The following is a 23918-nucleotide window of genomic DNA, read 5'->3' as shown; positions in this document are numbered from 1 at the left end:
CGCGAGCCGCTGAATGCACGAAGGGCCAGGGGAGGGGACACCCTCCACCTGGCCCTCGTCGTTTCTCCCCCTCTCGCAGCCGAGGGAGGGGGAGGGCCCGGGCGCTCAGGCCGCGGGCGTGGGCTGCGCAACGGAGGCGGACTGGAGCTTCAGGCCGTCGCCCTCCACGTCGAAGCGGGCGGTGCCGCCGTCCTTCAGCTCTCCGAAGAGCACGGCCTCGGCGAGCGGCTTCTTGAGCGCGTTGTCCACCAGCCGAGCCATGGGCCGCGCCCCGAAGGCCGGGTCGTACCCGTTGGCGGCGAGCCACGCGCGTGCCGCCGGGGTCAGCTCCAGCTTCACGCGCTTCTCCTCCAGCATCTTCTGGAGCAGGCCCACTTCCTTGTCCACCACCTTGAGGATGATGTCCGCGGGCAGGCCGGAGAAGAGGACCCAGCCGTCCAGGCGGTTGCGGAACTCGGGGGTGAAGGTGTTCTCGATGGCCTTCTTCGCGCGCAGCGTGTCCACCGGGGCCTGCCTGTCGCCGAAGCCCATGGACTTGGTGCTCATCTCCCGGGCGCCCGCGTTGGTGGTGAGGATGAGGATGATGTTGCGGAAGTCCGCCTTGCGGCCGTTGTTGTCCGTCAACGTCGCATGGTCCATCACCTGCAGGAGGATGTTGAAGAGGTCCGGGTGGGCCTTTTCAATCTCGTCCAGCACCAGCACCGCGTAGGGGTGCTTGCGCACGGCGTCGGTGAGCAGACCGCCCTGATCGAAGCCCACGTAGCCCGGAGGCGCGCCGATGAGCCGGCTCACCGTGTGCTTCTCCGAGTACTCGCTCATGTCGAAGCGCAGGAACTCCACGCCGAGCACCTGGGCGAGCTGCTTGGCCAGCTCCGTCTTGCCCACGCCCGTGGGGCCCGAGAAGAGGAAGCTGCCGATGGGCTTCTCCGGCGCGCGCAGACCGCTGCGCGCCAGCTTGATGGCGTCCACCACCGACTTGATGGCCGGGTCCTGGCCGAAGATGACCCGCTTGAGCTCGGGCTCGAGCTTCTGCAACTGCACGCCCTCGCTGGCGGACACGCTCTTGGCCGGAATCTTCGCCATCTTCGCGATGACGGCCTCCACGTCGCCCACCGTCACCTGGCCGGTGCGCTGCTCCGCGGGCTTGAGCCGCTCGGCCGCGCCCGCCTCGTCCAGCACGTCGATGGCCTTGTCCGGCAGGAAGCGATCGTTGATGTGCTTGGCGCTCAGCTCCGCGGCGGCGCGCAGGGCCTCCGGCGCGTACTTCACCCCGTGGTGCTCCTCGTAGCGGCTCTTGAGCCCCTCGAGGATGAGCAGGGTGTCCTCCACGCTCGGCTCGCCCACTTCAATCTTCTGGAAGCGCCGGGACAGGGCCCGGTCGCGCTCGAAGGACGCCTTGAACTCCTGGTACGTCGTCGAGCCGATGCAGCGCAGCCTCCCACTGGCCAGCGCCGGCTTGAGCAGGTTGGAGGCATCCATGGAGCCGCCACTGGTGGCGCCCGCGCCGACGATGGTGTGGATCTCGTCGATGAAGAGGATGGCGTCCGGGTGCTCCTTGAGCGCCTTGAGCACGCCCTTGAGCCGCTCCTCGAACTGGCCGCGGAACTTGGTGCCCGCCAGCAGCGCGCCCATGTCGAGCGAGAAGACGACGGAGTTCTTGAGCACCTCGGGCACGCGGCCCTCGTGGATGTGCAGCGCGAGCCCCTCGGCGATGGCCGTCTTGCCCACGCCCGTCTCGCCCACGTAGAGCGGGTTGTTCTTGCGGCGCCGGCAGAGCACCTGGATGGTGCGCTCCAGCTCCTTCTGCCGCCCGATGAGCGGATCGATCCGGCCCGCCTTGGCCTCCTCGTTGAGGTTGGTGGTGTAGGCCTCCAGGGGGCTCTTGCGCGTGTTGCCCTCGCCCTCCTCGTCCTCGCCGGCGGGCACGCCCGGGTGGGCCTCGCCGCTGACGCCCTCGTCTCCCGGGTCCGAGGCGTCCTTGGAGATGCCGTGGGAGATGAAGTTGAGCAGATCCAGCCGGGTGATGCCCTCCTGCTGCAGGAGGTAGAGCGCGTGGCTTTCCTCCTCGCGGAAGAGGGCCACGAGCACGTCGCCGCCGTCGATGAACTTCTGCTCGGCGGACAGGGCGTGCATGGCGGCGCGGTGCAGCACGCGCTCCACGCCGATGGTCTGCTGGGGCTCGGCCTCCACCCCCTCGGGCAGACGCTCGACCGTCTCCTCCAGGAAGGACTCCAGGCGTTCCTGGAGCCGCTTGACCTGCGCGCCACAGCTCTTGAGCACTTCCCGGGTGCGGGTGTCCTTGGTGAGCGCGAGCAACAGATGCTCGAGCGTCAGGTACTCGTGACGCATCCGTCGCGCCTCCTCCAGCGCGTTGCGGAAGCTGTCCTGTAATGCCTTGGCAATCAGCGGTCCTGCCACGGTCTCAACCTTCCTCTGGTTCCATCGAGAGGCGCAGCGGGAAGCCATTCTCCCGCGCCGCGGCCTCCACGGTGCGTACCTTCGTTTCTGCGACCTCGTACGTATAAACGCCCGCCACGCCGATGCCGTTGTAATGGATGTGCAGCATGATCTGCACGGCATCCGTCTCCGATTTGTGGAAGACCTCCTTGAGGACGGCCACCACGAACTCGCGCGTCGTGTAGTTGTCGTTGTGCAACAGCACCTTGTAGAGCGTGGGCCGCTTGAGCTTCTTCTGCGGCACCGTCTCCGTGACGACGTTGGAATCCGGATCGGACTTCTCTCGAGGCATGCGCTTCCTCTAATGATTAGGGGGTGCGGACGGCTTCCGCTCGGAACCGGAGGAGGCCCGCCAACGGAGCAGGCCAGCCAGCGGCGCTTCCCATGGGTGGGTTCTCGGCGCGGACCGCCTGGACGCCTCGCGGCCCGGAGGTGGGGGCGCGGGTAGACACGGAGCAGGTGGGCGGCTTGCGGGCGGAGATCACGGCGGGCACCAGCCTATAACGTCTGGAGGAGGTGCTCGCCAACCGTGCGGGCGGCTTCGGGCCGCCTAGCGCCCCCGGGTGAGCTCGGCGGCCAGGAAGCGGCCGACCTCCACGAGCCCCTCCTGGGCGCGCTGCCGACCCTCGGGCGACTCCATCACCCGGCGCGCGGCCTCGCTGGCGGTGCCCGCTTCCAGGTCCGCGAGCACGAGGAAGGCGCTCCACGCGGCCGTCACCTCCACCACCCGTCCGGGGCGCTGGGGCCGGTCGCGCAGCGTGGTGGCCACCTTCTCCAGGAGCCCCTCGTCGTCCAGCCGCTTGCTCTTGCCGCGCATGGCCGTCCACGCCTCTTCCAGCAGCGACGGCAGCAGCCGGCCGCGCAGGGCCTGGGACAGGCGCTGCGCCGCCTCCTCCTCGTCGAGGTGGTGGGCACGCGAGTAGGTGGGCACGAGCTTCGCCACGACGACGGAGAGCGTGGCGAGGTGCGCCAGGCGGGGAGGGTAGGCCATGCGGCGTTCTACCAGCGCACGAGCAGGCGGAAGCCCTGCGGCGAGCGATCGTCCACGTGGATGATGGGCTGGTGCGCGTGGGCGTGTTCCAGCACCACCTCGAGCGCGCCGACGTAGAGCTCCGGGGGACTGTGGACGTCGGAGATGGAGACGCGTCGCACGCGCTCGCCCAGGCTGACGGACTGCACCTGGACCTCCGCGCGGCCCATCATCCCCAGGTAGCGCGGCAGCCGCTCCAGGGCGCGCGCGGGGCCCATCATCGGCAGCCCCACCACGGCGATCCGGCCCAGCGGCGTCTTGGCGAAGCCCTCGCTGAGCTGGCGTCCGAGCGCGCGGTAGGCCTCGTCATCACTCAGCGTCCCATACGCCAGGTACCTCGCCTGGGACACGCAGCGCTTCCACACCTGGATGGGGTAGTCGACCTCGGGGCACCGGGGATCGTACCCCTCCAGGGCCAGGGCCTTGACGAGGGCCGCGTGTGGCTGCATGCCTCGGACGAACAACCCCTCGAAGACACAGGAGGGGATGCGGAGCTGCGCGGTATGGGTGGGGGTCCTCGCCTGCAGGCTGGTGCTTTCCATGGACGTTCTCCCCATTGTTCCGTCTCCGTCCTCCAAGCTTAGCACGCCTCTACGGGGAATCAGTGAATTCAGGTAATGTTATCATTGTCAGATAGAGCAACTTCTGGGGTGGGTCTTGATCGAGCACGTGGTTGCCAGCCGGGGGCCAAGGGCTTAGAGGAGGAGGGAACGGAGAGATTTCGACATGTCGGTGAACATCCAGCTCGAGTGGACCCCCAACCCCAGCACCCTGAAGTACGTGGTGGATCGGCGGCTCGTGTCGTCGGGAGCGGTGAGCATCACCAGCACGCAGGCGGCGGAGGAGAAGTCGCCCCTGGCGCTCAAGCTCATGGGCATCGAGGGCGTGACGGCGGTGATGGTGGGCAGCAACTTCGTCACCGTCACCAAGGGGGACGCGGGTGAGTGGGACGAGCTGAACGACGCGGTGATGGGCACGCTGGACGAGCACCTCGGCGCGGGCCTGCCCGCGGTGAACGAGGAGGCGATCGCGGCGGCGCGCACCGCGGCGGGCGCGGCGGGCGGCTCGGTGGAGACGCGCATCCAGGAGATCCTCGACTCGGAGATCCGCCCGGCGGTGGCGCAGGACGGTGGAGACATCACGCTGAACCGCTTCGAGGACGGCATCGTCTACCTGCACATGCAGGGCTCGTGCGCGGGGTGCCCCTCTTCCACGGCGACCTTGAAGATGGGAATCGAGACGCGGCTGCGCGAGCTCGTCCCCGAGGTCACCGAGGTGGTGTCCGTCTGAGGCGGCAGGTCAAAGGCGCGCGGGTCAAGCGCGAGCTGCTGCCGGACCAGTCCCGGGAGCTGTTGCGTGAGCTGCACCTGCTCACGCGCGAGGGCAACCTCAACGCCGACACGCTGCGCAAGCTCAAGCAGGTCAACCACCTGGTGGGGCTGTTGCGGCCGGCGCTGGAGGACATCCAGGGCCGTCATGCCTCGCCCGTGGTGGTGGACGCGGGCAGCGGCAACGCCTACCTGGGCTTCATCCTCTACGAGCTGTTCCTCAAGGACGCCGAGGGGGGCGTGCTGCTCAACGTGGAGGGCCGGCCGGAGTTGACGCAGCGGGCCAGGGAGCGCGCCGAGCGGCTGGGCTTCTCCCGGATGGAGTTCCAGACGGCGCACCTGGAGAACGCGCAGTGGCCCGAGCGCATCCACCTGCTCACCGCCCTGCATGCCTGCGACACGGCGACGGATGACGCGCTGGCGGTGGCCATCCAGAAGGGCGCGGACCACGTGGCGGTGGTGCCGTGCTGCCAGGCGGAGGTGGCCACGCAGCTCAAGGAGGGCCGGGCCGCGGTGGACTCGACGCTCTCGCTGCTCTACCAGCACCCCTGGCACCGGCGCGAGTTCGGCAGCCACCTGACCAACGTGCTGCGCGCGCTGACGCTGGAGTCCTTCGGCTACCAGGTGACGGTGACGGAGCTGACGGGCTGGGAGCACTCGCTCAAGAACGAGCTGATTCTCGGCCGGCGCGTGCACCGGGAGAACCGGCAGGCGCGCGCGAAGCTGGAGTCGCTCCTGGGTGCCTACGGGGTGCGGCCCAAGCTCACGCGGCTGCTCGGCGTGGAGCCCGCGAGCGCCACCCCGGCCACCCCGGCCGCCGACATCACCCGTACGACTCCCGCTTGATGCGCTTGTCGTCGACGCCGAGCGTGTGCAGGTGGCCGATGACCGTCTCCAGGAAGCGAGGGGTGGCGGGCGTGTGCGTCTCCAGGGCCTTCTTGCGGGCCCACGGGGTGATGGCCGGGCCGCACACGTAGACGAGGCAGGTGCCGCGCTCGGGGAGCAGCTCCTCCAGGAGGGCCTCGCCGACGCGGCCCTTGCGCACGGTGGGGCCGAAGCGCGCCTCGTCCGTCTCGCGGGTGAGGGTGTGCACCACGCGCAGCCGGTCCGGGTACGCGCGCTCGAGCGCGTCCAGCTCCTCGCGGTAGAGGATGTCCTCCCACGTCTTGTTGGAGCACAGCAGGGTGTGCCGCAGCCGGAGGCTCCGGTGCAGCGCGTCCTTGAGGATGGAGAAGTTGGGCACCGCGCCGGAGCCGGCGACGACATGGACGAGGTGGTCCGTGCGCTCCTCCACGTCATCCGGCAGCACATAGGGGCCCATGAAGCCGAGCACCTTCATGCGCGAGCCCATGAGGGGCGCGTGCACGAGGTAGGGCGAGAGCAGGGGCGGGTAGGGGGTGAGGCCGGGGATGAACTCCTCGTCCTTCACGGTGATGGCCACGCGCGGCTCATGCGGCGCGGAGGCGAGCGAGTAGGATCGCGCCGGCTCCTTGCGTCCCTTGTGCTGCTGGAAGTAGGCGACGAGGTGGCCGAGGGCGCGGAACTGGTGGGGATCCAGGTTGAGGAACTGACCGGCGCGGTAGTCGGGGCGCTCGGGGCCGAAGTCCAGCTGGAGCGTGACGGTGTCGGGCGTCTCCCAGCGTACGCCGTCCACCGTCACCTCGTACTCCCGTGGCCGCTCGCGGGCGTTCCTCGCGACGTCGCTCATGGCGTGCTCTCCTTCGTCCGGGTGGACGTTCCCGTGAGGAAAGCATTGCGGCCGGGCGTCGGGCGCGGACAATGCCGCTCCAGGTGACCAACGTCCAACAGAGGGAGTGGCTCTTCATCCCGGCGCTGCCCGGCCTGGAGCCCGCCGTGGCGGCCGAGGCGGAGGCCCTGGGCCTGTCGCCCCGGCGCGTGGAGGGGGGGGTGGAACTCGAGGGGGCCCCGGGGCTGTACCAGGAGGCCAACCTGTGCCTGCGCACGGCGAGCCGGGTGTGGCTGCGCCTGGGTCGCTTTCCCGCGCCGGACGCGGCGGCGCTCGCCAGGGGACTCGCGGCCCTGCCCCTGCGGCCGGTATGGGACGGGCGGACGGTGCCCCGGCTGTCGGTGGTCCTGCATGGCGCGCGCTTCAAGGGGCCGGACGCGGTGCTGGCCGCCGCGGCCCGGGCCTGGGGGCTGCCATCGGTGGAGCGCGCGGGCCTCCTGGACGAGGAACCGGGCGAGGGCCTCACCCTGCTCGTGCGCGTGGAGGGCGACACGTGCACGGTGAGCGCGGACACCAGTGGCGAGCCGCTGCACCGCCGGGGCTACCGCCAGGAGGTGAGCCGGGCGCCGCTGCGCGAGACGCTCGCCGCGGGCATCCTGGTGCTGGCCGGGTACGACGGCGTGGCGCCGCTGGTGGACCCCATGTGTGGCTCGGGCACCTTCCTCATCGAGGGCGCGTGGATGTCCCAACAGCGGGCGCCGGGGCTCGCGCGGCCCTTCGCCTTCGAGCGCTTTCCCGGCTTCGACGCGGGGGCCTGGGCCGCGCGCCGGGCCCGGGCGGAGGCCCAGGTCCTGCCGGCCCCGCGCGCGGTGCTGCGGGGGCATGATCTCAACGCGGGCTCGCTGGGGACGGCCAGACGCAACGCGCGGCGGGCGGGCGTGACGCTCACGCTGGAGCGCCAGGACGTGCGCACGCTGACGCTGCCCTCGGGGCTCGGGCCCGGGTGGGTGGTGGCCAATCCGCCCTATGGCAAGCGGGTGGGCGAGGGGGAGGATCTGCCGGGGTTGTACCGGGCGCTCGGGGCCACCTTGCGGCGGGCCTTCACGGGCTGGCGCGCCGCGGTGCTCGTTCCCGAGGAGCCAGGCCTCATCCGCGCGCTCGCCCTGCCCGGGGCGCGCGAGCTGCCGGTGCGCAATGGGGGGCTGCGCTGCCGTCTGCTCCTGTGCGCCCTTCCCTGAGGCGCTTTCACTCCGGCGAGGGGTGAGCGAGCGGCAGCCGCAGCTCGAAGCGCGCGCCGCCTCCCGGCCGCTGCCCCGCGGACACCGTGCCGCCGTGGGCGAGCACCACGCGCCGCACCACCGCCAGCCCCAGGCCGGTGCCCGTGGCGCGCGTGGTGAAGAAGGGCTCGAAGATGCGGTGGATGTCGGCCGGGGAGATGCCCGAGCCCTCGTCCTCCACGGTGAGCAGCACGCCCTCGGGCACGCGCGACACCGACACGGTCACCCGGCCCTCCGGGGGCGAGGCCTGCACGGCGTTGCGCAGCAGGTTCTCCAGCGCGAGCTGCAACAGCATCTCGTCGCCCTGGAGCAGGGGCAGGTCCGGCGCCTCGTTCATGAGCACCTGGAGGGTGCCCAGCTGGTGGCGCTGGCGCAGCAGCTCCAGGGTGCGCCGGGCCAGCTCGCCCGGGTGCAGCGCGCGGGGCCGGGGCTCCATCGGCCGCACCACGTCCAGCAAGTCCCTCACCATCGCGTCCAGGCGCGTGGCCTCTTCCTCCAGCATCCGTACCGCGCTCGTGCTCACCGGGCCCAGCCGGTCTCGCTTGAGCACCGCCACCGCGTTGAGGATGGCGCCCAGGGGGTTGCGCACCTCGTGGGCCACCACGCCCGCGGCCTCGCCCAGCACGGTGAGCCGCTCCTGCGCCACCAGCTCCGACTGCAACCGCGACAGCTCCGCCAGCCGCGAGGCCGCCAGCCGGTGGTGTCGCACGTTCTCCAGCGCCCCTCCCATCTGCCGCGCGAACAGCTCCAGCGTGGCCGCGCTCGTGGGCGTCAGCGTCTCGCCCTGCACGGACAGGATTCCGTAGGGCTTGCCCTGCACGAAGATGGGCGCGTCCAGGGCGCGCACGCTCGGGTAGGCGCGCCGCAGCCACGCGAGCGGCTCCATGGTGCGCACGTTCTCCAGCACCTGGAGGAAGTCCGAGTGGAAGGCCGCCTTGTGCCGCGCCAGCACCTCGTCGATGTGCGGCATGCTGGAGCGCGGAAAGCGGATCTCCTGCAGGGGCTTGCCGTAGAGCACCTCGCACGTGGTCACCTGCGCCGCGTCCTGCCGCAGGGGCCCGTAGCGCAGGTTGTCGCCCTCGAGCAGCAGCACCATCACGGAGAAGCCGTGCCGGTGGATGGCCTCGACCGCCGTCTCCAGCACGCTCTGTTCGTCACGGCAGTGCAACAGCTTGCCCGCGGCCTCCACGAGTGACTCGGTGAGCCGCCGCGTACTCGCTTCTCCCTCCGCGTCCACCAACATCAACAGGGTGTCCTCCGCCCGCACTCCCTCGCCCCGACTCATGCAATAGGTCCGTTCTTGCTCTTCCGCCACCCGCACGCGCACCCACAGCTTGTCGGGTGTCTGCCTTCCACGGGTGTACTCGGTGTGCATCGGCTCCAGCCAGCGCTGATCCTCGGGCGAGAAGCGCGCGAGCATCATCAGCACGGGCGTGTCGAGCACCTCGGGCAGGCTGATGCCCAACAACTTCAACAACGCCGGGTTGGCGTAGACGGTCCGCTCTCCACGCACCACCAGCACCGGCGCCGGCAGTCCATCGAGGGCCTGGTACTCGGCCGGATCGGACACGTCCTGCTCCTTCCGGCGGAGGGGTGGGGGGCTGCGGCCGAGATGGACGCGGACCGCCATGTGGCTCAGCCCGCGGTCGTGGGCGCCTGGACGCGATGTGTGCGCAGGAAGTCGTCGAGGAAGGTGCGCTCCTCGGGCCTCAAGTCCGCCAGACCGAGGCCATAGCCGCGCGGCTGCTTACCATCGTCGAGCGTGTATTCCCAGATGACGGAGCTGCGCAGCTTGATCTGCCGCGGAGGCTGCTCGAAATTCAACACCAGTTCCACCCGGGTGCCCAACCGCAAGGGGTTGGACGCGGGAATGAAGAGCCCTCCGGACTGCAGGTTGATGATGCGGTGGTCGGTGAAGATGCCCATGTTGCGCGCGTTCACCTGGACTTCCACCTGGGTCCGGTCGTTCTGGGTGCGCAGGCCCACGAACTCCCCGGCCGAGTAGGTGTAGCCCGGGGCCTGCACGGCGGCGCGTCCGCCGGCGGGAGTCGTCGTGCGGGGACCCTCGCTCACGGGCGCCGCCGGAACCGTGGCGCGCTGGGCCTCCGCCTCGCGCATGCGGCGCGCGAGCAGATCGAAGATGTCCGCGTGCACCTTGCGCAGCTCGGGGCTGGTGTCCGGGGCCAGATGCTCGGGGGCGAAGCGCCGCGCCATCCGGAAGAAGGCGCTGCGCACCTCCTCCAGCGGCGCCTCCGGCTTCAACCCGAAGATCTGCCACACGCTCATCGACTGCATCTGCCCCAACTGCGTGCGCAGGCGCGCGGCCTGCCCGGACTCGTCGGCGGAGCCGGGCCGCAAGGTGCTGAACAGATCCTTCACTTCGTTGAACTGCGCGATGGGCTCCCAGGATTCGCCATCGCGGGAAGCGCGGGTGACGGCTTTGAGACGTCCCGAGCTCACCAGTTCCCGCAGCGACTGGAGCGTCAGGGGTCCCAACACGCGTCCGACGGAGTCTCCAATCCAGTAATTCGACATGGGCTCTCCTCGGTTTGTGTTCAGTGGGCCAGGGCCTGGCGGATGGCCAGGGAGATTTCCAACGGATGGAAGGGCTTGCCCACGAAGCCCACGGCCCCGGCGGACAGGGCCTGCTGCACCACCGGATCGGCATCCATGCTGCTGATGATGAGCACCCGCGTGTCCGGTGAGGACTGCTTGATGTGCGCGAGCACCTCCAGCCCGCTGCACCGGGGCATGAAGAGATCCAACAGCATCAACGCCGGCTGCTCGCGCGCGGCGACCTCCAGCCCCTCGCGGCCGTCCGAGGCCTCGAGCATCCGCACCTCGAGGCCACTTTCCTGGATGGCGTCCTTGAGGAGGTGGCGCACGAAGCGATCATCATCGACCAGCAGAAGCGTCGGGGGGGGCATGTCGCGCCATGATAAGGCGCCCACCCCTGGATTGCCCATGGGCTCGACGTGCTTTCTCATTGCTTTCATCACTCGCGCGGAGACCACGGGAAGTGGGCTAAGCACTCGCCATGTCCACCGATCAGGCCCTGGCCCACTTCGACGCCCAGAAGAACAGCTATCTCGAAGATTTGAAGCAGCTGATCCGCATTCCCAGTGTGTCTTTCGACGGCTTCGATCCCGCGCACGTGCGAGCGAGCGCGGAAGCCACAGCGGCACTGTTGAAGTCGCGTGGGTTCGAAAACGTGCGCTTGCTGGAGTTGGACGGTGCGCATCCGTACGTGTACGGCGAGCGGTTGAAGGCTCCTGGCAAACCCACGCTCCTGCTGTACGCCCACCATGACGTACAGCCAGCGGGGGACGAGGGGGCGTGGAAGAGCCCGCCGTTCGAGCCGCAGGTGCGCGACGGGCGGCTCTATGGGCGGGGCGCGGCGGACGACAAGGCGGGCATCGTGGTGCACACCTCGGCGGTGGACGCGTGGTTGAAGGGCGGCGGGGAGCTGCCGCTCAACGTGAAGGTGCTCATCGAGGGTGAGGAGGAAGTGGGCAGCGAGCACCTGGGCACCTTCCTGCAACGGCACAAGGCGCTGCTCCAGGCGGACGCCATCGTGCTCACGGACACGACGAACTTCGACACGGGGCTGCCCTCCATCACCACCGCGCTGCGCGGCCTGGTGACGGTGGACGTGGAGGTGCGCGCGCTGCGGCAGGCGGTGCACTCGGGCATGTGGGGCGGGCCGGTGCCGGATCCGGTGATGGCGCTGTGCCGGATGCTCGCCTCGCTGACGAACCCCGACGGCAGCATCGCCATCGAGGGCATCCACGAGCACGTGCGTCCGCTCACCGGGGACGAGCGGCGGAGCATCCAGGCGCTGCCGGGTGACGAGGCGTACTTCAAGCAGCAGGCGGGCCTGGTGCCCGGCGCCGAGCTGCTCGGTGGGCGCCATCCGTGGGAGACGAACTGGCGCCAGCCGGCGCTCGCCATCAACGCCATCCAGGCGAGCAGCCGCAAGGACGCGCGCAACATCATCTGCGACGTGGCGTGGGCGCGCGTGGGCATCCGCGTCGTGCCGGACCTGGACGCGGCGGACGTGCAGCGGCGGCTGGTGGAGCACCTGAAGCAGCGCGTGCCCTGGGGACTGGAGCTGCACATCAAGGAGGACGCGCCCGCGGGCCCCTGGTTCACGGAGACGTCGCATCCGGCCTTCCAGGCCGCCTTCCGCGCGCTGCGCCTGGGCTATGGCACCGAGCCCGTGGCCATCGGGTGTGGCGCGTCCATTCCCTTCGTGGAGCCGTTCGCCCGGGAGCTGGGCGGGGTGCCCGCGCTGCTCATCGGCGTGGAGGATCCGTACACCAATGCCCACTCTGAGAACGAGAGCCTGCACCTGGGTGACTGGGACAAGGCGGTGCGCAGCGCCATCCACCTGTACGCCGAGCTGGCCCAGGCATTGAAGCCGTACTGAAGTCGTGAAGTAGCGTCCGGGACGTTTCGCTTGTTATGAGGGCCTCATGAAAATCGCCAAGGACAGCGTCGTTTCCATCGAGTACCGGCTGCATCTGGGGGATGGAGAAGTGGTGGATGAGAGCGAGCCGGGAGAGCCGCTCGAGTACCTGCACGGGCACGATGAGATCGTCCCGGGCCTGGAGAAGGCGCTGGAGGGCAAGACCAAGGGCGAGTCCCTGAAGGTCGTCGTCTCGCCGGAGGAGGGCTACGGGGAGATCGATCCGGACGGCGTGGAGGAGGTGCCGCGCAGCGAGTTCCCGGCGGAGATGGAGATCAAGCCGGGCGCCATCCTCAGCGCCACCGACCACGAGGGCGACGAGGTGGACTTCCTCGTGAAGGAAGTGAAGGGCGACACGGTCGTCGTCGACTTCAACCACCCCTTCGCCGGCAAGACGCTCCACTTCGAGGTCAAGGTGCACAACGTGCGCGCCGCGACGAAGGAAGAGCTGGAGCACGGTCACGCCCACGGCGAGCACGGGCACGACCACGATCACTGATCACGTCGGCTCGCGCTGGCCCTCGTCCGGGGGCGGTGCGGGCGTCTTCGGGGCCGGGGGCACGCCCTGGCCCGCATAGGCCACCACCTTCACCTCCGAGCGGTCATCCAGCGCGAGCCCGTCTCCCTTGGCCTCGGTGTTCGTTACCGAGACGACGTCGCCGCGGTGCAGCTTGAAGAAGCGCTCGTTCTTCTCCGTGCGGTGCTTGTCCTGCATCGCCAGGCCCATGCGGCCCTCGGCGCCACAGCCGATGAAGCGCTGGCGCCCCTTGCCCTCGAGCGACTCGGACACGATGCGGAAGAGCCGCTCCGGCCGGGGCTCGGGCCAGCCTTCGCCCGCGGGCGCGAGCACCAGGTAGCTCATCTTCAGCGCTTCCTTGTGCAGCCCCGCCGCCCTGGCGATCTCCTCCACCACCCGGGGCATCGTCCAGGTGCGCTCCGCGTGGCACCAGTCGCTCTCCTTCACCAGCGCGGGACAGGCGCCCCGGTAGAGGCAGGGCGCGCGGATGGCGTAGCCCTTCTCCACCATGACGTCGCGCACCTTGAGCAAGAGCCGCGACGTCTCGCGCAGCGCGGGCTCCAGCACCACCAGGCTGCCCCCCGGCTTCACCTGGGCCAGCACCTGCTCCAGCAGTGCCGCGCGCGGCTTCACCGCCTCGTCCCCCGCGCCATACAGCTCGTTGAGCACGTGGCCCATGGTGATGAGATCGTACTTGCCCTCGGGTGGGGGGGCCTTGCGCAGCGGATCCCACTCCCGGGTGGCGAGCGCCTCACCGGCCTCCGTCGCCAGGGCGCGCGCGAGCGCCAACGCGGGCTTGCTGCGGTCCGCGGCCGTCACCTCGGCGGCACCCGCGTCCAGCGCGGCGAAGGCCACCGGAGCGGGACCGCTGCCCAGGTCGAGCACCGAGCGGGGCCTCGCGGACAGTTCGCCCAGGGCCTCGCGGGCCTGGGCATAGGAGACGGGCCAGTAGAAGAGCAGGTAGGCGCCGAGCAGCTTGGGGTCGTCCATGTAGCGCGCCCCGGCGAGTTTGCGCTCGCGCGTGAGTCCCAGCGAGAGCTGTTTCACTCCCGCGCCCACCTCCTTCACTTCCTGTGGCGTCAGGCGCGTCTCGGGTCCGTCCGCCCTGCCGCGCGCCTGCCTCCAGACGGCGATGAGCCGCGGAATCCAACGCTCCAAGTCCTTGCCGTACGGGCCACTCATCCCCACCCTGCCTTCGCGATAGAAGGGTCGCCTCTGAGGGGCAACCGCGTTAAACCCCGACTCAATGATTTCCGTCCGCGACCTGCGCAAGCACTATCAGGTCCACAAGCGTCCGCCCGGCCTCAAGGCCGCCCTCCGCTCGGTCTTTCATCGGACCTACACCTCCGTCAAGGCGGTGGATGGCATCTCCTTCGACATCCAGCCCGGCGAGCGCGTGGGCTTCCTGGGTCCCAACGGGGCGGGGAAGACCACCACCCTCAAGGTGCTCTCGGGACTGTTGTACCCCTCGAGCGGCGAGGTGCGCGTGGACGGTCATGTCCCGCGTCATCGCGAGGAGGCCTTCCTCAAGAAGATCATGCTGGTGACGGGGCAGAAGCAGCAGCTCATCTGGGACCTGCCCCCGTCGGAGACGCTCGAACTCAACCGCGCCATCTACGACGTTCCCACCGCCCAATACAAGCAGACCCTGGACGAGCTGGTGACGCTGCTGGATCTGGGCGAGCTGCTCGGCAAGCCGACGCGGCAGTTGTCGCTCGGCGAGCGGATGAAGTGCGAGCTGGCGGTGGCGCTCATCCACCGGCCCAAGGTGCTCTTCCTGGACGAGCCCACCATCGGCTTGGACGTGTCCATGCAGGCCACCATGCGCGCCTTCATCAAGGACTACAACGAGCGGCACGGCGCTACGCTCATCCTCACCAGCCACTACATGGACGACGTGGCGGCGCTGTGTCCGCGCATCATCGTCATCGACAAGGGCATCGTGTCGTACGACGGGGGGCTGGACGCGCTGGTGAAGAAGGTGCGGCCGGAGAAGCGCGTGGTGTTGCGCCTGTCGCGGCCGGTGGACGCGCCGGACCTCACGGCCCTGGGCAAGGTGGTGTCGCACGACCCATTGTCGGCGGTGTTGCAGGTGTCGCAGGAGGCCGTCAACGCCACCGTGAGCCGGGTGCTCTCCACCCTGCCGGTGATGGACCTGACGGTGGAGAACGCGCCCCTGGAAGAGGTCATGAGCGAGCTGTTCGCCGAGAGCAAGGCGCGGCGCCAGGAGGCGGGCGTATGAGCGTGCGCGGCACGCTGCGTGCCCTGCCCACGCTGCTGCGGGTGGGCGTGTCCGAGGCGGTGGCCTACCGGGCGGAGATGCTCGTCTGGGTGTTGGGCACCACCATGCCGTTCATCTCCATGGCGCTGTGGACGGCGGTGGCCCGCTACGAGCCCGTGGGGCGCTATGACTCCCACGACTTCGTGCGCTACTTCCTGGCCACCTTCTCGGTGCGGCAGATGACGGGGGCGTACGCGGCCTGGCAGATCAACTACGAGGTGCGTCAGGGCACGCTGGCCATGCGCCTGTTGCGTCCCATCTCGCCCCTGTGGAGCTACGCGGCGGAGAACCTGGGCACCTTTCCCCTGCGTCTGCTGCTGGTGGTGCCGCTGACGCTCTTCTCCGTGTTCACCCTGGGCACCCGCTCGGTGCCCGGTACCGCGTGGGGCTGGGGGTTGTTCCTGCTGGCGCTCGTGGGCGGCTGGCTCATCACCTTCCTGGCCAACGTGCTCATCGGCAGCCTGAGCCTGTACATCGAGAGCAGCAACCGGGTCATGGACCTGTGGTTCGCCTTCTTCCTCATCTGCTCCGGCTACCTGTACCCGGTGGAACTCTTTCCCCCCGTGCTGCGCGGCCTGTTGGACTGGTTGCCCTTCCGGTACCAGATTGGCCTGCCGGTGGAGTTGATGACGAACGCCCATGGTCTCACCGGGGCGCTGGGGTTGCTGGGCCGCCAGTGGTTGTGGGTGGCGCTGCTGCTCGGCCTGTCCATCCTGAGCTGGAAGCGGGGCCTCAAGCGCTTCGCCGCCTATGGAGGCTAGGGCATGTTCCGCCGCTATCTGCGTTTGTTGAAGGTTCGCCTCCGGGCGTCCAGCCTGCTCGCCATGCAGTACCAGGCGGACTTCCTGCTCGATGGGCTCATCTCCCTCTTCTGGATGGCCTCCGCGCTGGTGCCCCTGTTCGTCGTCTACCAGAACGCCCAGCGCGACATCGAGGGATGGAGCTTCGGCGAGTCGCTGCTGGTCATCGGCTGGTTCACCCTGCTGCAGGGCATCCTGGAAGGAGCCATCAACCCGAGTCTCCAGGGCGTGGTGGAGCACATCCGCAAGGGGACGCTGGACTTCGTGCTGCTCAAGCCCGCGGACGCGCAGTTCCTGGTGTCCACGGAGAACTTCCTGCCGTGGCGGGCCATCAACCTCGTCGCGGCGCTGATCATCTTCGGCTACGGCTTCCACCAGATCGGCCGCGCGCCGTCCCTGTCGGGCGTGGCCATCTCGCTCGTGCTGCTGGGCGCGAGCGTGCTCCTGCTCTACTCGCTGTGGATCCTCACGGTGTGCGCCGCCTTCTACGTGGTGAAGGTGGACAACCTCACCTACCTCTTCACGTCCATCTTCGATGCGGCGCGCTGGCCGGCGCCGGTGTTCCGCGGGGTGCTCGCCTTCGTCTTCACCTTCGTCATTCCCCTGGCGGTGATGACCACCTTCCCGGCGGAGGCGATGCTCGGCCGGCTGCCATGGACGGCGCTGGTGTGGGCGCTGCTCGGCTCGCTCCTCTTCGCGTTCTTCTCGCGCCGGGTGTGGTTGCACTCCATCGGCCGCTACACCTCCGCGAGCAGCTGACCCGGGGCACGAGGCGGCGGGTTCGCTTCCCGTCGCTTCCCTTGGTTGACTCGGCCGCACAGCCTCCCTGTAATCCCGCGTGGGACGCCTCGCGAGCGGAGCCCAGGCTTGGAGGCGCTGAATGCCAAGAGGGGTGGCTCTGCTGACATGCATGTTGCTCGTGGGGTGTAGTAGCGCCCCCCGGAGCATTCTCCCTGCCACTGGACAGACAAGGTACTGCGTCTACGTCCCGAGCAGCGGCTTTGCGCAGGCAGAACGAGGTGGAGCATCTGCCGCCGTGCCTGCGCCGAGGGCGAGCTCGCCGACAGCTCCACTTCCCCCTTCCCCACCATCGCTGCGAGGGCTTCCCGGCGGAGGTGTAGGAGATGGGGTACCCTGCGGTATGCTCCGCCCGGTGCCGCAAGGCGGCACGACCGCAGCAGGAGCAGGCACTGGCGCTGCGGCAGGAGAAGCCCTGGTGACGGGCGGCGCGGTCGTCGCGGCCGCGGGCAGTGTTCTGCTGCTTTGCTTCACCGTCAAAGCGGTCGTGGACGGTGAGCAGACCCCCATCGACATCGCGGACAAGTTCTACGGCACACACTTCGGAGATGTTTCTATGGGTTCAAGGCCGGTATCCCCCAAAGGGCTCTGCGCATCCGGCCACCCTCGAGATGGAGGTCATCATTCACCAGGCGCCTGATGGCACGGTGTCAGTAGAGACAAGCGCGCCCACGCCCCAACTCGAGCCGGTGTCTTCGCCCCACGCTCTTCCCAGTGGACGGCCAGATGCGGAGTCCGCCAGAGAAAGCAAAAAGAAACGCGGTCGTCTCTATGCAACCTACAGGAAGCTCAATGAGGCAACCAACCTTTACTACTCTGGGCGGACCAGCATGGTCGTTGATCTCGGTCTGCCACTCAGACTCCAGGCGGAGTTGGCCGTTCGGTTCCGAGACATGACTCATCACGTTGACGAGAACAAAGAGCCGAGGAGTGCTTCATTCGATGATGCACGGCTTGATGTGTTCGACATCGGGGCTGCCATCGACTACGCGCAAAGGTATGATGACCCAGCATATTGGCGGACTCGCGGAAGAGAGCAGCAACTGATAGACTTCAGCGGAGGCGCCCAGTCCGACACGGGCAAGCCCCATCGAACCGAGAACGTCGTGCGCGCCGTGGCAAAAGACAACCCGCGGGGCAGACGGTTTCACGATGCTGCCACGATTCGCTGGGGCGAGCTTCACCATTACACAGGATACTAGGACATGCTGCCAACGCATAAACCAGGCTCATTTTGGAGAATTCCCCTCCCAGACGGCTCCTTCGGCTATGGAAGGGTTCTCGAATGGCATTTCGATGCCTTCTACAATCACAGGACTGCCGAGCCAGACGCAGACCTGGATGGGATCGCATCCAAGCCCATCCTTTTCAGGATCCTGGTCAAGTATCCCTACCCGAAGTCATGGGCGCTCATTGGATGGAGAGAGATTGAGGAACACCTGACGCAACCCGTTGTCCGATTCCACATGGAGGTGGGCCCACTCCGGCGCTGTTGGATTTTCGACAGCCTTGGCAACGAGAGAGAGGCGTCCCCCCAAGAATGTATTGGGCTCGAGCCAGCGACCGTTTGGGAACCGCACGGTGTCGAAAAACGTCTGCTTGATGCCTTCATGGGACGTCCCAACCCAGTAATGGAGCGCATCAAGAGGGAGTTGGGGCAGTAGCGTGCCTTGACTCGCAGGGGGCGCCGCGCTCCCGATCTGAAGAAGCGCGGCACCTCATTGGCTCACCGTGGATGTGGTCCGGTCCGCCGGGCATGTAAAGACACTTTTCAGGTGACCTCATGAACGTTTATGCGCAATTTGAGGAGATCGAGTCCGAGATCAAGCGCCTTTTGCTGGATGCCAACCAATCAGTTCGTATCTGCGTCGCATGGATTAACGGCCAGGTCTTTGGCCCGGTATTTCAGCGCCTGCTCGACAAGGGTGTTCAGATAGAACTGATCTGCAACGACGACCCCGTTAATGACGGGACCGCGATGCACTTGCCGCCGGGAATCAAACGATATGCGATCAGATCGCGCATCAGCACTGCGCTCATGCATAATAAATTCTGCGTGATCGATGAAGAAACGGTACTGACCGGCAGCTATAACTGGTCGAAGAAGGCGCCCTTGAGCTTTGAAAACATTGTGGTCGCCAAAGGAGATTTCCTGTTGGCGAAGTCATTCCTGCACGAGTTCTACGACCTGATCTCATTCTATGAAAACAAGTCCGCGGACAAACTTCAGCGCTGCCCGTCTTGTCGCTCGCTCCAGTTCAACCTCGGCATATTTGGAAACGAGAGCGGCCTTTACAATGAGTCGAAAGTGGACATCTGGTCGGTTTGTGTCGCCAAACACCACGCTCATCATGTTGGCGAACAATATGAGCAGTTCGTGCGGGCGCAACTAGGCTTGGACGACGAGCACGAATACGAGTGCAACGATCTGGACAAAGAATCCGTCATGGCGGCGTTTCGCCGCGAGCGCCAGCGCATCGAACGGATTCAGGCGTACTTTCTCGGACACCGCTCGCTATCGATTCACGCCGTCGGCTGGGTAGTGCCCGATAACTTCAATGAGCACATCGAATGGGGTGTTGAACAACGGTTCTCCGTCCGCATCAAATGGCGCGACATGTATTACCGCAAGGTGATCCCCAGCCGCTTGCATCACGGCATAGGGGACGTCGACCGGATCATTGCTGAGCACCAGCCCTAGTCGAAGCGACAAGAGCCCAGCAACCCGTTGAGATTGCTGGGCTCCTGAATGAGGAAGCGGCGGCTTCGATTCCTGCCGCCTCCACGTCAGAGGCACGCGAGTGGAGGCCGGGTGCTCGGTGACCAGCAACTTCAACCCGAGTGGGACTCAGTCGCAGCCGCTACCCTTTGTCGGACCGAGGTCCGCCCATTGGATCCTGCCGTCGGGGAGGCCCCAGCGCGCGTTGGTATAGCTCTCGAGGTCGATCAGCGCGTCGGCGTCCCCCTTGTTCTGGGTGCAGCAACCACTGCAGTCCGAGTCGGCGCACGTGTCGAGCACGGTGACCACCATGGTCTTCGTGCCGGACTTCAAGCAGATGTCATGGAGCTTGAGCGCGTTCATGTTGGGGAACACCGCGGCGATGTTGTGCGCCGCCACCCACGCCTCCGACTTCTTCCCCGAGCACGCCGCGAACTGCCCTGCCCACGTGCAGCCGTTGTACTTGGTGCACTCCTCGCTGCCCGGATCCGGGTACGACGTGTAGTTGGTCTTGTTGGCGGTCTTCCAGACGAGGCCGGGAGCGTCACAGCCCGTGCCGGAAGGAGGCGGCGTCGTGCCTCCGGACAAGCCAGAGATCGTCAACTGCTCCCACGAGCCGAGCGCGGCGCCATACGCGAACACCGTGCTGCCGCCGCCGTTCTCCGCCGACACCCAATGGCCAGTCGTTACCGCCTGCAGGCCGACGATGTCGCCGTTGGCGATCGGGCCGCTCCCACTCTGCTTGACGATGCGGAACGTCTCCCAGCCCTGGCGGTTCCAACTGGCGGCGTTCAGCGTCGAGCCGCCGCCGTTCGCGGCCTGAAAGTACTGCCCGGTGCCCGCGGTGATGAAGATCGAGTCTCCACTCTCGAGGGCCCCGCCGTTGATGTCGTCGATCGTGAACTTCTCCCACGCTTGCGCGGCCGTCGCCGTCGCGATCACATCGCTGCCGCCGTTGTTTCGAGCGCCCACGTATCGATTGCCGAGCACCGTCTTGAAGCTCACTCCAGAGATGAGCAACGGACTCGAGGCGGCCCCTGTGACGTCGTCCTGCTCGTCAGGCGAATTGCTCACCGGCGTGCATGCGCCCGTGAGCAACAGAGCCGAGCACGTGGCACGAAGGAACAGCTTTGAACGTTTGGAATGGAGCATGAGTCCTTCCTTGATTGATGGGCGGAGGTTGGAGTTTGTCCTCGCACCTACAGAGACTCTTGCGGCTGGATTCGGGTCATCGGAATCGACAGGGTACTCCCAGTAGTCGAACAATACTGGATTTTTCTCTCAACTTGACTTCATTTTTTCGGGCCAGCTTTTCCGGCGTGTGGGTCTCCATCCTCCTGGAGCCCACCGACGGTAACCGTTCCACCACAGTGCTCACTATCTATTTCACTTCAGCGACCTGGGCTTGCGAAGCCTTGTGTCGGTCCATCGCTTCGTGCCAGCGGGGAATTTTGGTGGTTTCGAGATACTCTGCCTGCATATCCGGGGGCAGGACCTCGAGCACCACGCGGTCTTCCACCCAGAGCTCGATGACTCTAAAACCCATCTTCCGATACATGGGCCGGGTGAACCATCCTTCCCGCGCACCGATGGCAAATACCTCATCCGATGACATGTGCGTGGCAAGCGCCACATGGGTTGCGCTAAGCCCTGCCCCGGCGGAATTCGGATCGGCGGTCACGCTGCTGGGTGTTTTGAAGCTGAGCAGATTGCCGAGGGGATAGACTTCGATGGCCGTATTCCTCTCATCTGGGGCCAAGGCAATCCAGGAGCCGTTGCCGGCAGGCAGGAATTCTATCGATTCGCCCCGCCACAACTCCGCAATCACGCTCGCCACGCGCTTGGGATCCTTGGCTGCGATCGAGATGTGGAAAATCATCACTGTCTCCTGACTATCATTCGCTGTCGTGCGCTGTGGTAGGCGCCACGACCGTTGGTTTGCATCCGTTCGGGAGGTAATCGTAGACGTCTTCTATTCGAGTCAATCCGCGGCCGTAACTTCCGGGCTGCAAAAGGCGGTAGGCGCCGGAAACCGCCGGAAGCTGCCAGCCTTCAAGGCGAAGACTACCCTCACAGGAATCCATTGACGCATGGGATGCGCTCAATGCCAGCAAACGCAACAGGGCCATGTTGATCTTCACATTCGGGGCGGGGATCACCGCGGTCGCTACCGCCATCTTTGGGGGCGAGGCCGCTTTCTTCGGCGGCGTGAGCACCCTCATCGTGATCGTGCTCTCGATGCGCGTGAGCGCATCGAACTACTACTCAATCCCGCACTCAAACGACGCCGAGGGTGAACACCGGTGCATCTTCTGCGGCAATCGCGGCATCTGGCGCAAGGGGGTCTGTCGTACCAACGACAAGATCGCCAACTGCTCCAAATGCAAGGCACAGCTCTTCTACGAGTGAGGCGCTCGCCCGCGACGATGATCGCCTGCAACGGGGCGACCGAAGCGGGCGCAGAGCCAGATGGATGTGGATGCCACCTGCTCGGCGCGGATCCAGTCTCCTGGGGGCGCCATCAGGCCTTGCATCCTCGCGCTCGGCCAGAGGCCTCTCGGGGGCCCCGGGCGCGGGCGCCACGAGCGTTAGCGTCTGGGCCGACGGGAGCTTTCCACGCCACTGAACGTTTGCTGGACGCCAGGAACCGGGCCGCTCCCTGCCGTCCCTGGAAGTAGCGCAGACTCGGAGGAAGGCCCTGGCGCTGCGGACAGCGCGGAGGGGCGGACGGGCGCCCGTACGGGGGCCGGGAGCAGAGCCAATGAAGCACAAGGATCCGACGATGGTGACCGTCCCCGGACCGGTGGGACGATTGATGGCGACAACCGAAGGAGACGGCGGCATTCCCATCCTCTTCGTGCATGACCTCGCCGCCGACCGGACGCACTGGGCGCAGACGCAGCACGGTCTGGCGACCCGCAGCGTCTCTTTCGACCTGCGCGGGCTGGGCGAGAGCGGCGGCGCCCATGGCCCCTTTGGCGTGGAAGCGGCGGTGGAGGATGTCGCCGCTGTCTCCGACGCGCTCCTCCCCCAGAAGTTCGTCCTGGTGGGCCACGGCTTCGGCGCCGCGGTGGCCGGCGCCTTCTCCGCGTACTACCCCGAGCGGCTCGCCGGGCTCCTCTACGTCGAGGCGGCGGGAGATCTGCGCCGGGTCTCGAAGGCAGACGCGGACGCCTGGCTCGAGAACTTCAGCGGAGCGAAGTATGGCGCCTTCCACGAGCACTGGCTCACGCCGCTGCTCCTCAATGCGAAGGAGACGACGCGCGGGCTGGTGATGAAGACGCTACGCACCTCGCGTCGGGAGGCCATCGCCGGAAACCTGGCGTCGCTCTACAGCCACAACCCGGACGAGGCCTTCGAGCGCTTCACGGGACCCACCCACGCGCTGGTGGCGGCCACCGGCCCGGAGACGCTGGTGGCCCAGCGGCCCACGCTGTCCCGCTCCGTGCTGCCGCACGCGAGTCACTTCCTGATGCTGGACTCGCCCCAGTGGTTCCACACGGAGCTGGTCCGCTTCCTCGGCCACTGCAAGCCTCACCCCTGAGGCAGGGGGATGACCACCGCGGAGATGGCTGGGGTTTTCCCGCGCGCACGCCCGAGGTGCTGGTCAGGCGACCTCACGGAAGTTGCCCTGGTCCGCGTAGGTGTTCAGTCTGCGGCTGTTCCAGAACCACCCGGCGGTGCGCAAGCCCACGTCCACATCCGCGGCGCGCGCATCATCGAAGGCCAGCAACTTCAGCGGAGAGAGGCCCATAGTGAGCGTCGCGACCTTCGAAGAAGGCCCCTTGCTGGGTCCGAGCTTCTTCCTTTCCCGTACGGCGCTCCGTTCGCTCGCGCTGGCCCATCGTGACACCTACGGCGCCGCACGGCCCTATCCTCACGTCGTCATCGATGGCTTCCTGGGAGCGCGACTCGCGTCCGGACTGGCAGGGGTCTTCCCGGGCGCATCCGAGGCCAACTGGATGCGACGCGATTACCAGGAACAGGCGGCGCGCCTGGGACAGCTTCAGCGCAAGGCGTTCGAAGGTGTGCATGGCGCGCTGCGACACCTGCTCTCGGAGTTCTCGAGCATGTCGTTCCTCGACTTCCTGGAGACACTCACCGGAGTTCAGGGGCTCATCGCGGATCCGCATTTCCGGGGCGCCGGGCTGCACCTCACGCTTCGTGGGGGTCATCTGGCACTTCACGCGGACTTCAACCGTGATCGCTACCGTGGGCTCTCGCGGCGGCTCACCGTCCTCTACTACCTGAACCCCGATTGGGAACCCGCCTGGGGTGGCGACCTCGAGCTGTGGAATGCCGAACTCTCCAGGTGCGAGGCCCGAATCGCTCCGCTCCTCGATCGGCTGGTGGTGATGGCTCATGGCGATGACCACTGGCATGGCCACCCATCCCCGCTGGAGTGTCCGCAGGGACGTGGTCGAGCCGCGGTCGCGGCCTACTTCTATACGGCGGAAGCGTCCTCGGACGCGCCGGATGCCCACGGCGCCATCTGGGCGCCAGCACGTTCCTCGTGACTGGCGGCAGGCCGAAATCGTCAGCCACCTGAAGAGCGC

At 67.4% G+C, this 23918-nt stretch carries 25 protein-coding genes; 13 read left to right on the top strand and 12 right to left on the bottom strand.

The features are described 5' to 3' along the window. Positions 1–105: 105 nt before the first annotated feature. The 4 genes from clpA to CYFUS_RS42695 form a co-directional block, all read right to left on the bottom strand. Positions 106–2418, bottom strand: a complete 2313-nt coding sequence (gene clpA / locus CYFUS_RS42710; RefSeq protein ID WP_095990445.1) for an ATP-dependent Clp protease ATP-binding subunit ClpA — start codon at positions 2416–2418, stop codon at positions 106–108. 4 nt (positions 2419–2422) lie between these two features. After that, positions 2423–2749 (bottom strand): ATP-dependent Clp protease adaptor ClpS, encoded by a 327-nt coding sequence (locus tag CYFUS_RS42705; protein ID WP_002622993.1) that lies wholly within the window; start codon positions 2747–2749, stop codon positions 2423–2425. A gap of 258 nt (positions 2750–3007) precedes the next feature. After that, positions 3008–3448, bottom strand: coding sequence for a hypothetical protein (locus CYFUS_RS42700; protein WP_095990444.1), 441 nt, complete (start codon positions 3446–3448; stop codon positions 3008–3010). An 8-nt stretch (positions 3449–3456) separates the two neighbouring features. Further along, the gene (locus CYFUS_RS42695; RefSeq protein WP_095990443.1) at positions 3457–4029 is read right to left on the bottom strand and encodes a DUF2378 family protein; all 573 of its coding nucleotides are present in this window, start codon (positions 4027–4029) and stop codon (positions 3457–3459) included. Positions 4030–4213: 184 nt separating this feature from the next. On the opposite strand from CYFUS_RS42695, the gene CYFUS_RS42690 reads away from it, so the two are divergent. Then, positions 4214–4777 (top strand): NifU family protein, encoded by a 564-nt coding sequence (locus CYFUS_RS42690; RefSeq protein WP_095990442.1) that lies wholly within the window; start codon positions 4214–4216, stop codon positions 4775–4777. Positions 4778–4890: 113 nt separating this feature from the next. After that, entirely contained in the window at positions 4891–5661 is a 771-nt protein-coding gene (locus CYFUS_RS42685; RefSeq protein WP_198316990.1) for a class I SAM-dependent methyltransferase, read from the top strand. Here CYFUS_RS42685 and CYFUS_RS42680 read toward each other — a convergent pair. Beyond that, on the bottom strand, positions 5639–6523 hold the full coding sequence (locus CYFUS_RS42680; RefSeq protein WP_095990441.1) for an oxidoreductase: 885 nt from the start codon (positions 6521–6523) through the stop codon (positions 5639–5641). The two genes, CYFUS_RS42685 and CYFUS_RS42680, sit on opposite strands and share 23 nt — an antisense overlap. 71 nt (positions 6524–6594) lie before the next feature. Between CYFUS_RS42680 and CYFUS_RS42675 the strand changes: the two genes are divergently transcribed. Further along, positions 6595–7740 (top strand): THUMP domain-containing class I SAM-dependent RNA methyltransferase, encoded by a 1146-nt coding sequence (locus CYFUS_RS42675; RefSeq protein WP_095990440.1) that lies wholly within the window; start codon positions 6595–6597, stop codon positions 7738–7740. A 7-nt stretch (positions 7741–7747) separates the two neighbouring features. Here the strand turns inward: CYFUS_RS42675 and CYFUS_RS42670 are convergent, their stop codons facing one another. The 3 genes from CYFUS_RS42670 to CYFUS_RS42660 form a co-directional block, all read right to left on the bottom strand. Next, positions 7748–9349 carry an ATP-binding protein gene (locus CYFUS_RS42670; protein WP_095992560.1) on the bottom strand — a complete coding sequence of 534 codons (1602 nt, stop codon included), beginning with the start codon at positions 9347–9349 and terminating at the stop codon, positions 7748–7750. A gap of 65 nt (positions 9350–9414) precedes the next feature. Further along, positions 9415–10314, bottom strand: a complete 900-nt coding sequence (locus tag CYFUS_RS42665) for a PilZ domain-containing protein (protein ID WP_095990439.1) — start codon at positions 10312–10314, stop codon at positions 9415–9417. Positions 10315–10334: 20 nt separating this feature from the next. After that, the gene (locus CYFUS_RS42660) at positions 10335–10706 is read right to left on the bottom strand and encodes a response regulator transcription factor (RefSeq protein ID WP_095992559.1); all 372 of its coding nucleotides are present in this window, start codon (positions 10704–10706) and stop codon (positions 10335–10337) included. Between the two features lie 110 nt (positions 10707–10816). Here CYFUS_RS42660 and CYFUS_RS42655 point away from each other — a divergent pair, with 110 nt between their 5' ends. Both CYFUS_RS42655 and CYFUS_RS42650 read left to right on the top strand, forming a co-directional pair. Further along, entirely contained in the window at positions 10817–12208 is a 1392-nt protein-coding gene (locus tag CYFUS_RS42655) for a M20/M25/M40 family metallo-hydrolase (protein WP_095990438.1), read from the top strand. 46 nt (positions 12209–12254) lie between these two features. After that, complete coding sequence (locus CYFUS_RS42650) at positions 12255–12746, top strand: FKBP-type peptidyl-prolyl cis-trans isomerase (RefSeq protein ID WP_095990437.1); 492 nt, start codon at positions 12255–12257, stop codon at positions 12744–12746. Here CYFUS_RS42650 and CYFUS_RS42645 read toward each other — a convergent pair whose 3' ends face one another. Next, positions 12747–13946 (bottom strand): small ribosomal subunit Rsm22 family protein, encoded by a 1200-nt coding sequence (locus tag CYFUS_RS42645; protein ID WP_095990436.1) that lies wholly within the window; start codon positions 13944–13946, stop codon positions 12747–12749. Between the two features lie 64 nt (positions 13947–14010). Between CYFUS_RS42645 and CYFUS_RS42640 the strand changes: the two genes are divergently transcribed. The 5 genes from CYFUS_RS42640 (at position 14011) to CYFUS_RS42615 (ending at position 19344) form a co-directional block, all read left to right on the top strand. Next, positions 14011–15006: an ABC transporter ATP-binding protein gene (locus tag CYFUS_RS42640; RefSeq protein ID WP_095990435.1), complete on the top strand. Its 996-nt coding sequence runs from the start codon at positions 14011–14013 to the stop codon at positions 15004–15006. Further along, entirely contained in the window at positions 15003–15806 is an 804-nt protein-coding gene (locus CYFUS_RS42635; protein ID WP_095990434.1) for an ABC transporter permease, read from the top strand. Before CYFUS_RS42640 ends, CYFUS_RS42635 begins: the two co-directional genes overlap by 4 nt. A 3-nt stretch (positions 15807–15809) precedes the next feature. Beyond that, positions 15810–16604 carry an ABC transporter permease gene (locus tag CYFUS_RS42630; protein ID WP_095990433.1) on the top strand — a complete coding sequence of 265 codons (795 nt, stop codon included), beginning with the start codon at positions 15810–15812 and terminating at the stop codon, positions 16602–16604. Positions 16605–17848: 1244 nt separating this feature from the next. Continuing rightward, positions 17849–18307, top strand: a complete 459-nt coding sequence (locus CYFUS_RS42620) for an Imm26 family immunity protein (RefSeq protein WP_095990431.1) — start codon at positions 17849–17851, stop codon at positions 18305–18307. Positions 18308–18426: 119 nt separating this feature from the next. Then, positions 18427–19344: a phospholipase D-like domain-containing protein gene (locus tag CYFUS_RS42615; protein WP_095990430.1), complete on the top strand. Its 918-nt coding sequence runs from the start codon at positions 18427–18429 to the stop codon at positions 19342–19344. A gap of 147 nt (positions 19345–19491) precedes the next feature. Here the strand turns inward: CYFUS_RS42615 and CYFUS_RS42610 are convergent, their stop codons facing one another. Both CYFUS_RS42610 and CYFUS_RS42605 read right to left on the bottom strand, forming a co-directional pair. Continuing rightward, positions 19492–20514 carry a fascin domain-containing protein gene (locus CYFUS_RS42610; RefSeq protein WP_095990429.1) on the bottom strand — a complete coding sequence of 341 codons (1023 nt, stop codon included), beginning with the start codon at positions 20512–20514 and terminating at the stop codon, positions 19492–19494. Positions 20515–20743: 229 nt separating this feature from the next. Beyond that, complete coding sequence (locus CYFUS_RS42605; RefSeq protein ID WP_198316333.1) at positions 20744–21241, bottom strand: hypothetical protein; 498 nt, start codon at positions 21239–21241, stop codon at positions 20744–20746. A 248-nt stretch (positions 21242–21489) separates the two neighbouring features. Between CYFUS_RS42605 and CYFUS_RS42600 the strand changes: the two genes are divergently transcribed. Both CYFUS_RS42600 and CYFUS_RS42595 read left to right on the top strand, forming a co-directional pair. Beyond that, complete coding sequence (locus tag CYFUS_RS42600; RefSeq protein ID WP_095990428.1) at positions 21490–21771, top strand: hypothetical protein; 282 nt, start codon at positions 21490–21492, stop codon at positions 21769–21771. Between the two features lie 352 nt (positions 21772–22123). After that, positions 22124–22906: an alpha/beta fold hydrolase gene (locus tag CYFUS_RS42595; protein ID WP_095990427.1), complete on the top strand. Its 783-nt coding sequence runs from the start codon at positions 22124–22126 to the stop codon at positions 22904–22906. Between the two features lie 63 nt (positions 22907–22969). Here the strand turns inward: CYFUS_RS42595 and CYFUS_RS51350 are convergent, their stop codons facing one another. Next, the gene (locus CYFUS_RS51350) at positions 22970–23116 is read right to left on the bottom strand and encodes a hypothetical protein (RefSeq protein ID WP_198316332.1); all 147 of its coding nucleotides are present in this window, start codon (positions 23114–23116) and stop codon (positions 22970–22972) included. A gap of 1 nt (position 23117) precedes the next feature. On the opposite strand from CYFUS_RS51350, the gene CYFUS_RS42590 reads away from it, so the two are divergent. Then, the gene (locus CYFUS_RS42590) at positions 23118–23879 is read left to right on the top strand and encodes a 2OG-Fe(II) oxygenase (RefSeq protein ID WP_095990426.1); all 762 of its coding nucleotides are present in this window, start codon (positions 23118–23120) and stop codon (positions 23877–23879) included. The last annotated feature ends 39 nt before the right edge of the window (positions 23880–23918 follow it).

It is taken from the genome of Cystobacter fuscus, assembly GCF_002305875.1.
GTDB lineage: Bacteria > Myxococcota > Myxococcia > Myxococcales > Myxococcaceae > Cystobacter > Cystobacter fuscus_A.
Note: the sequence above shows the minus strand (reverse complement) of the source record. Positions and strands in the feature narration are given on the sequence as shown.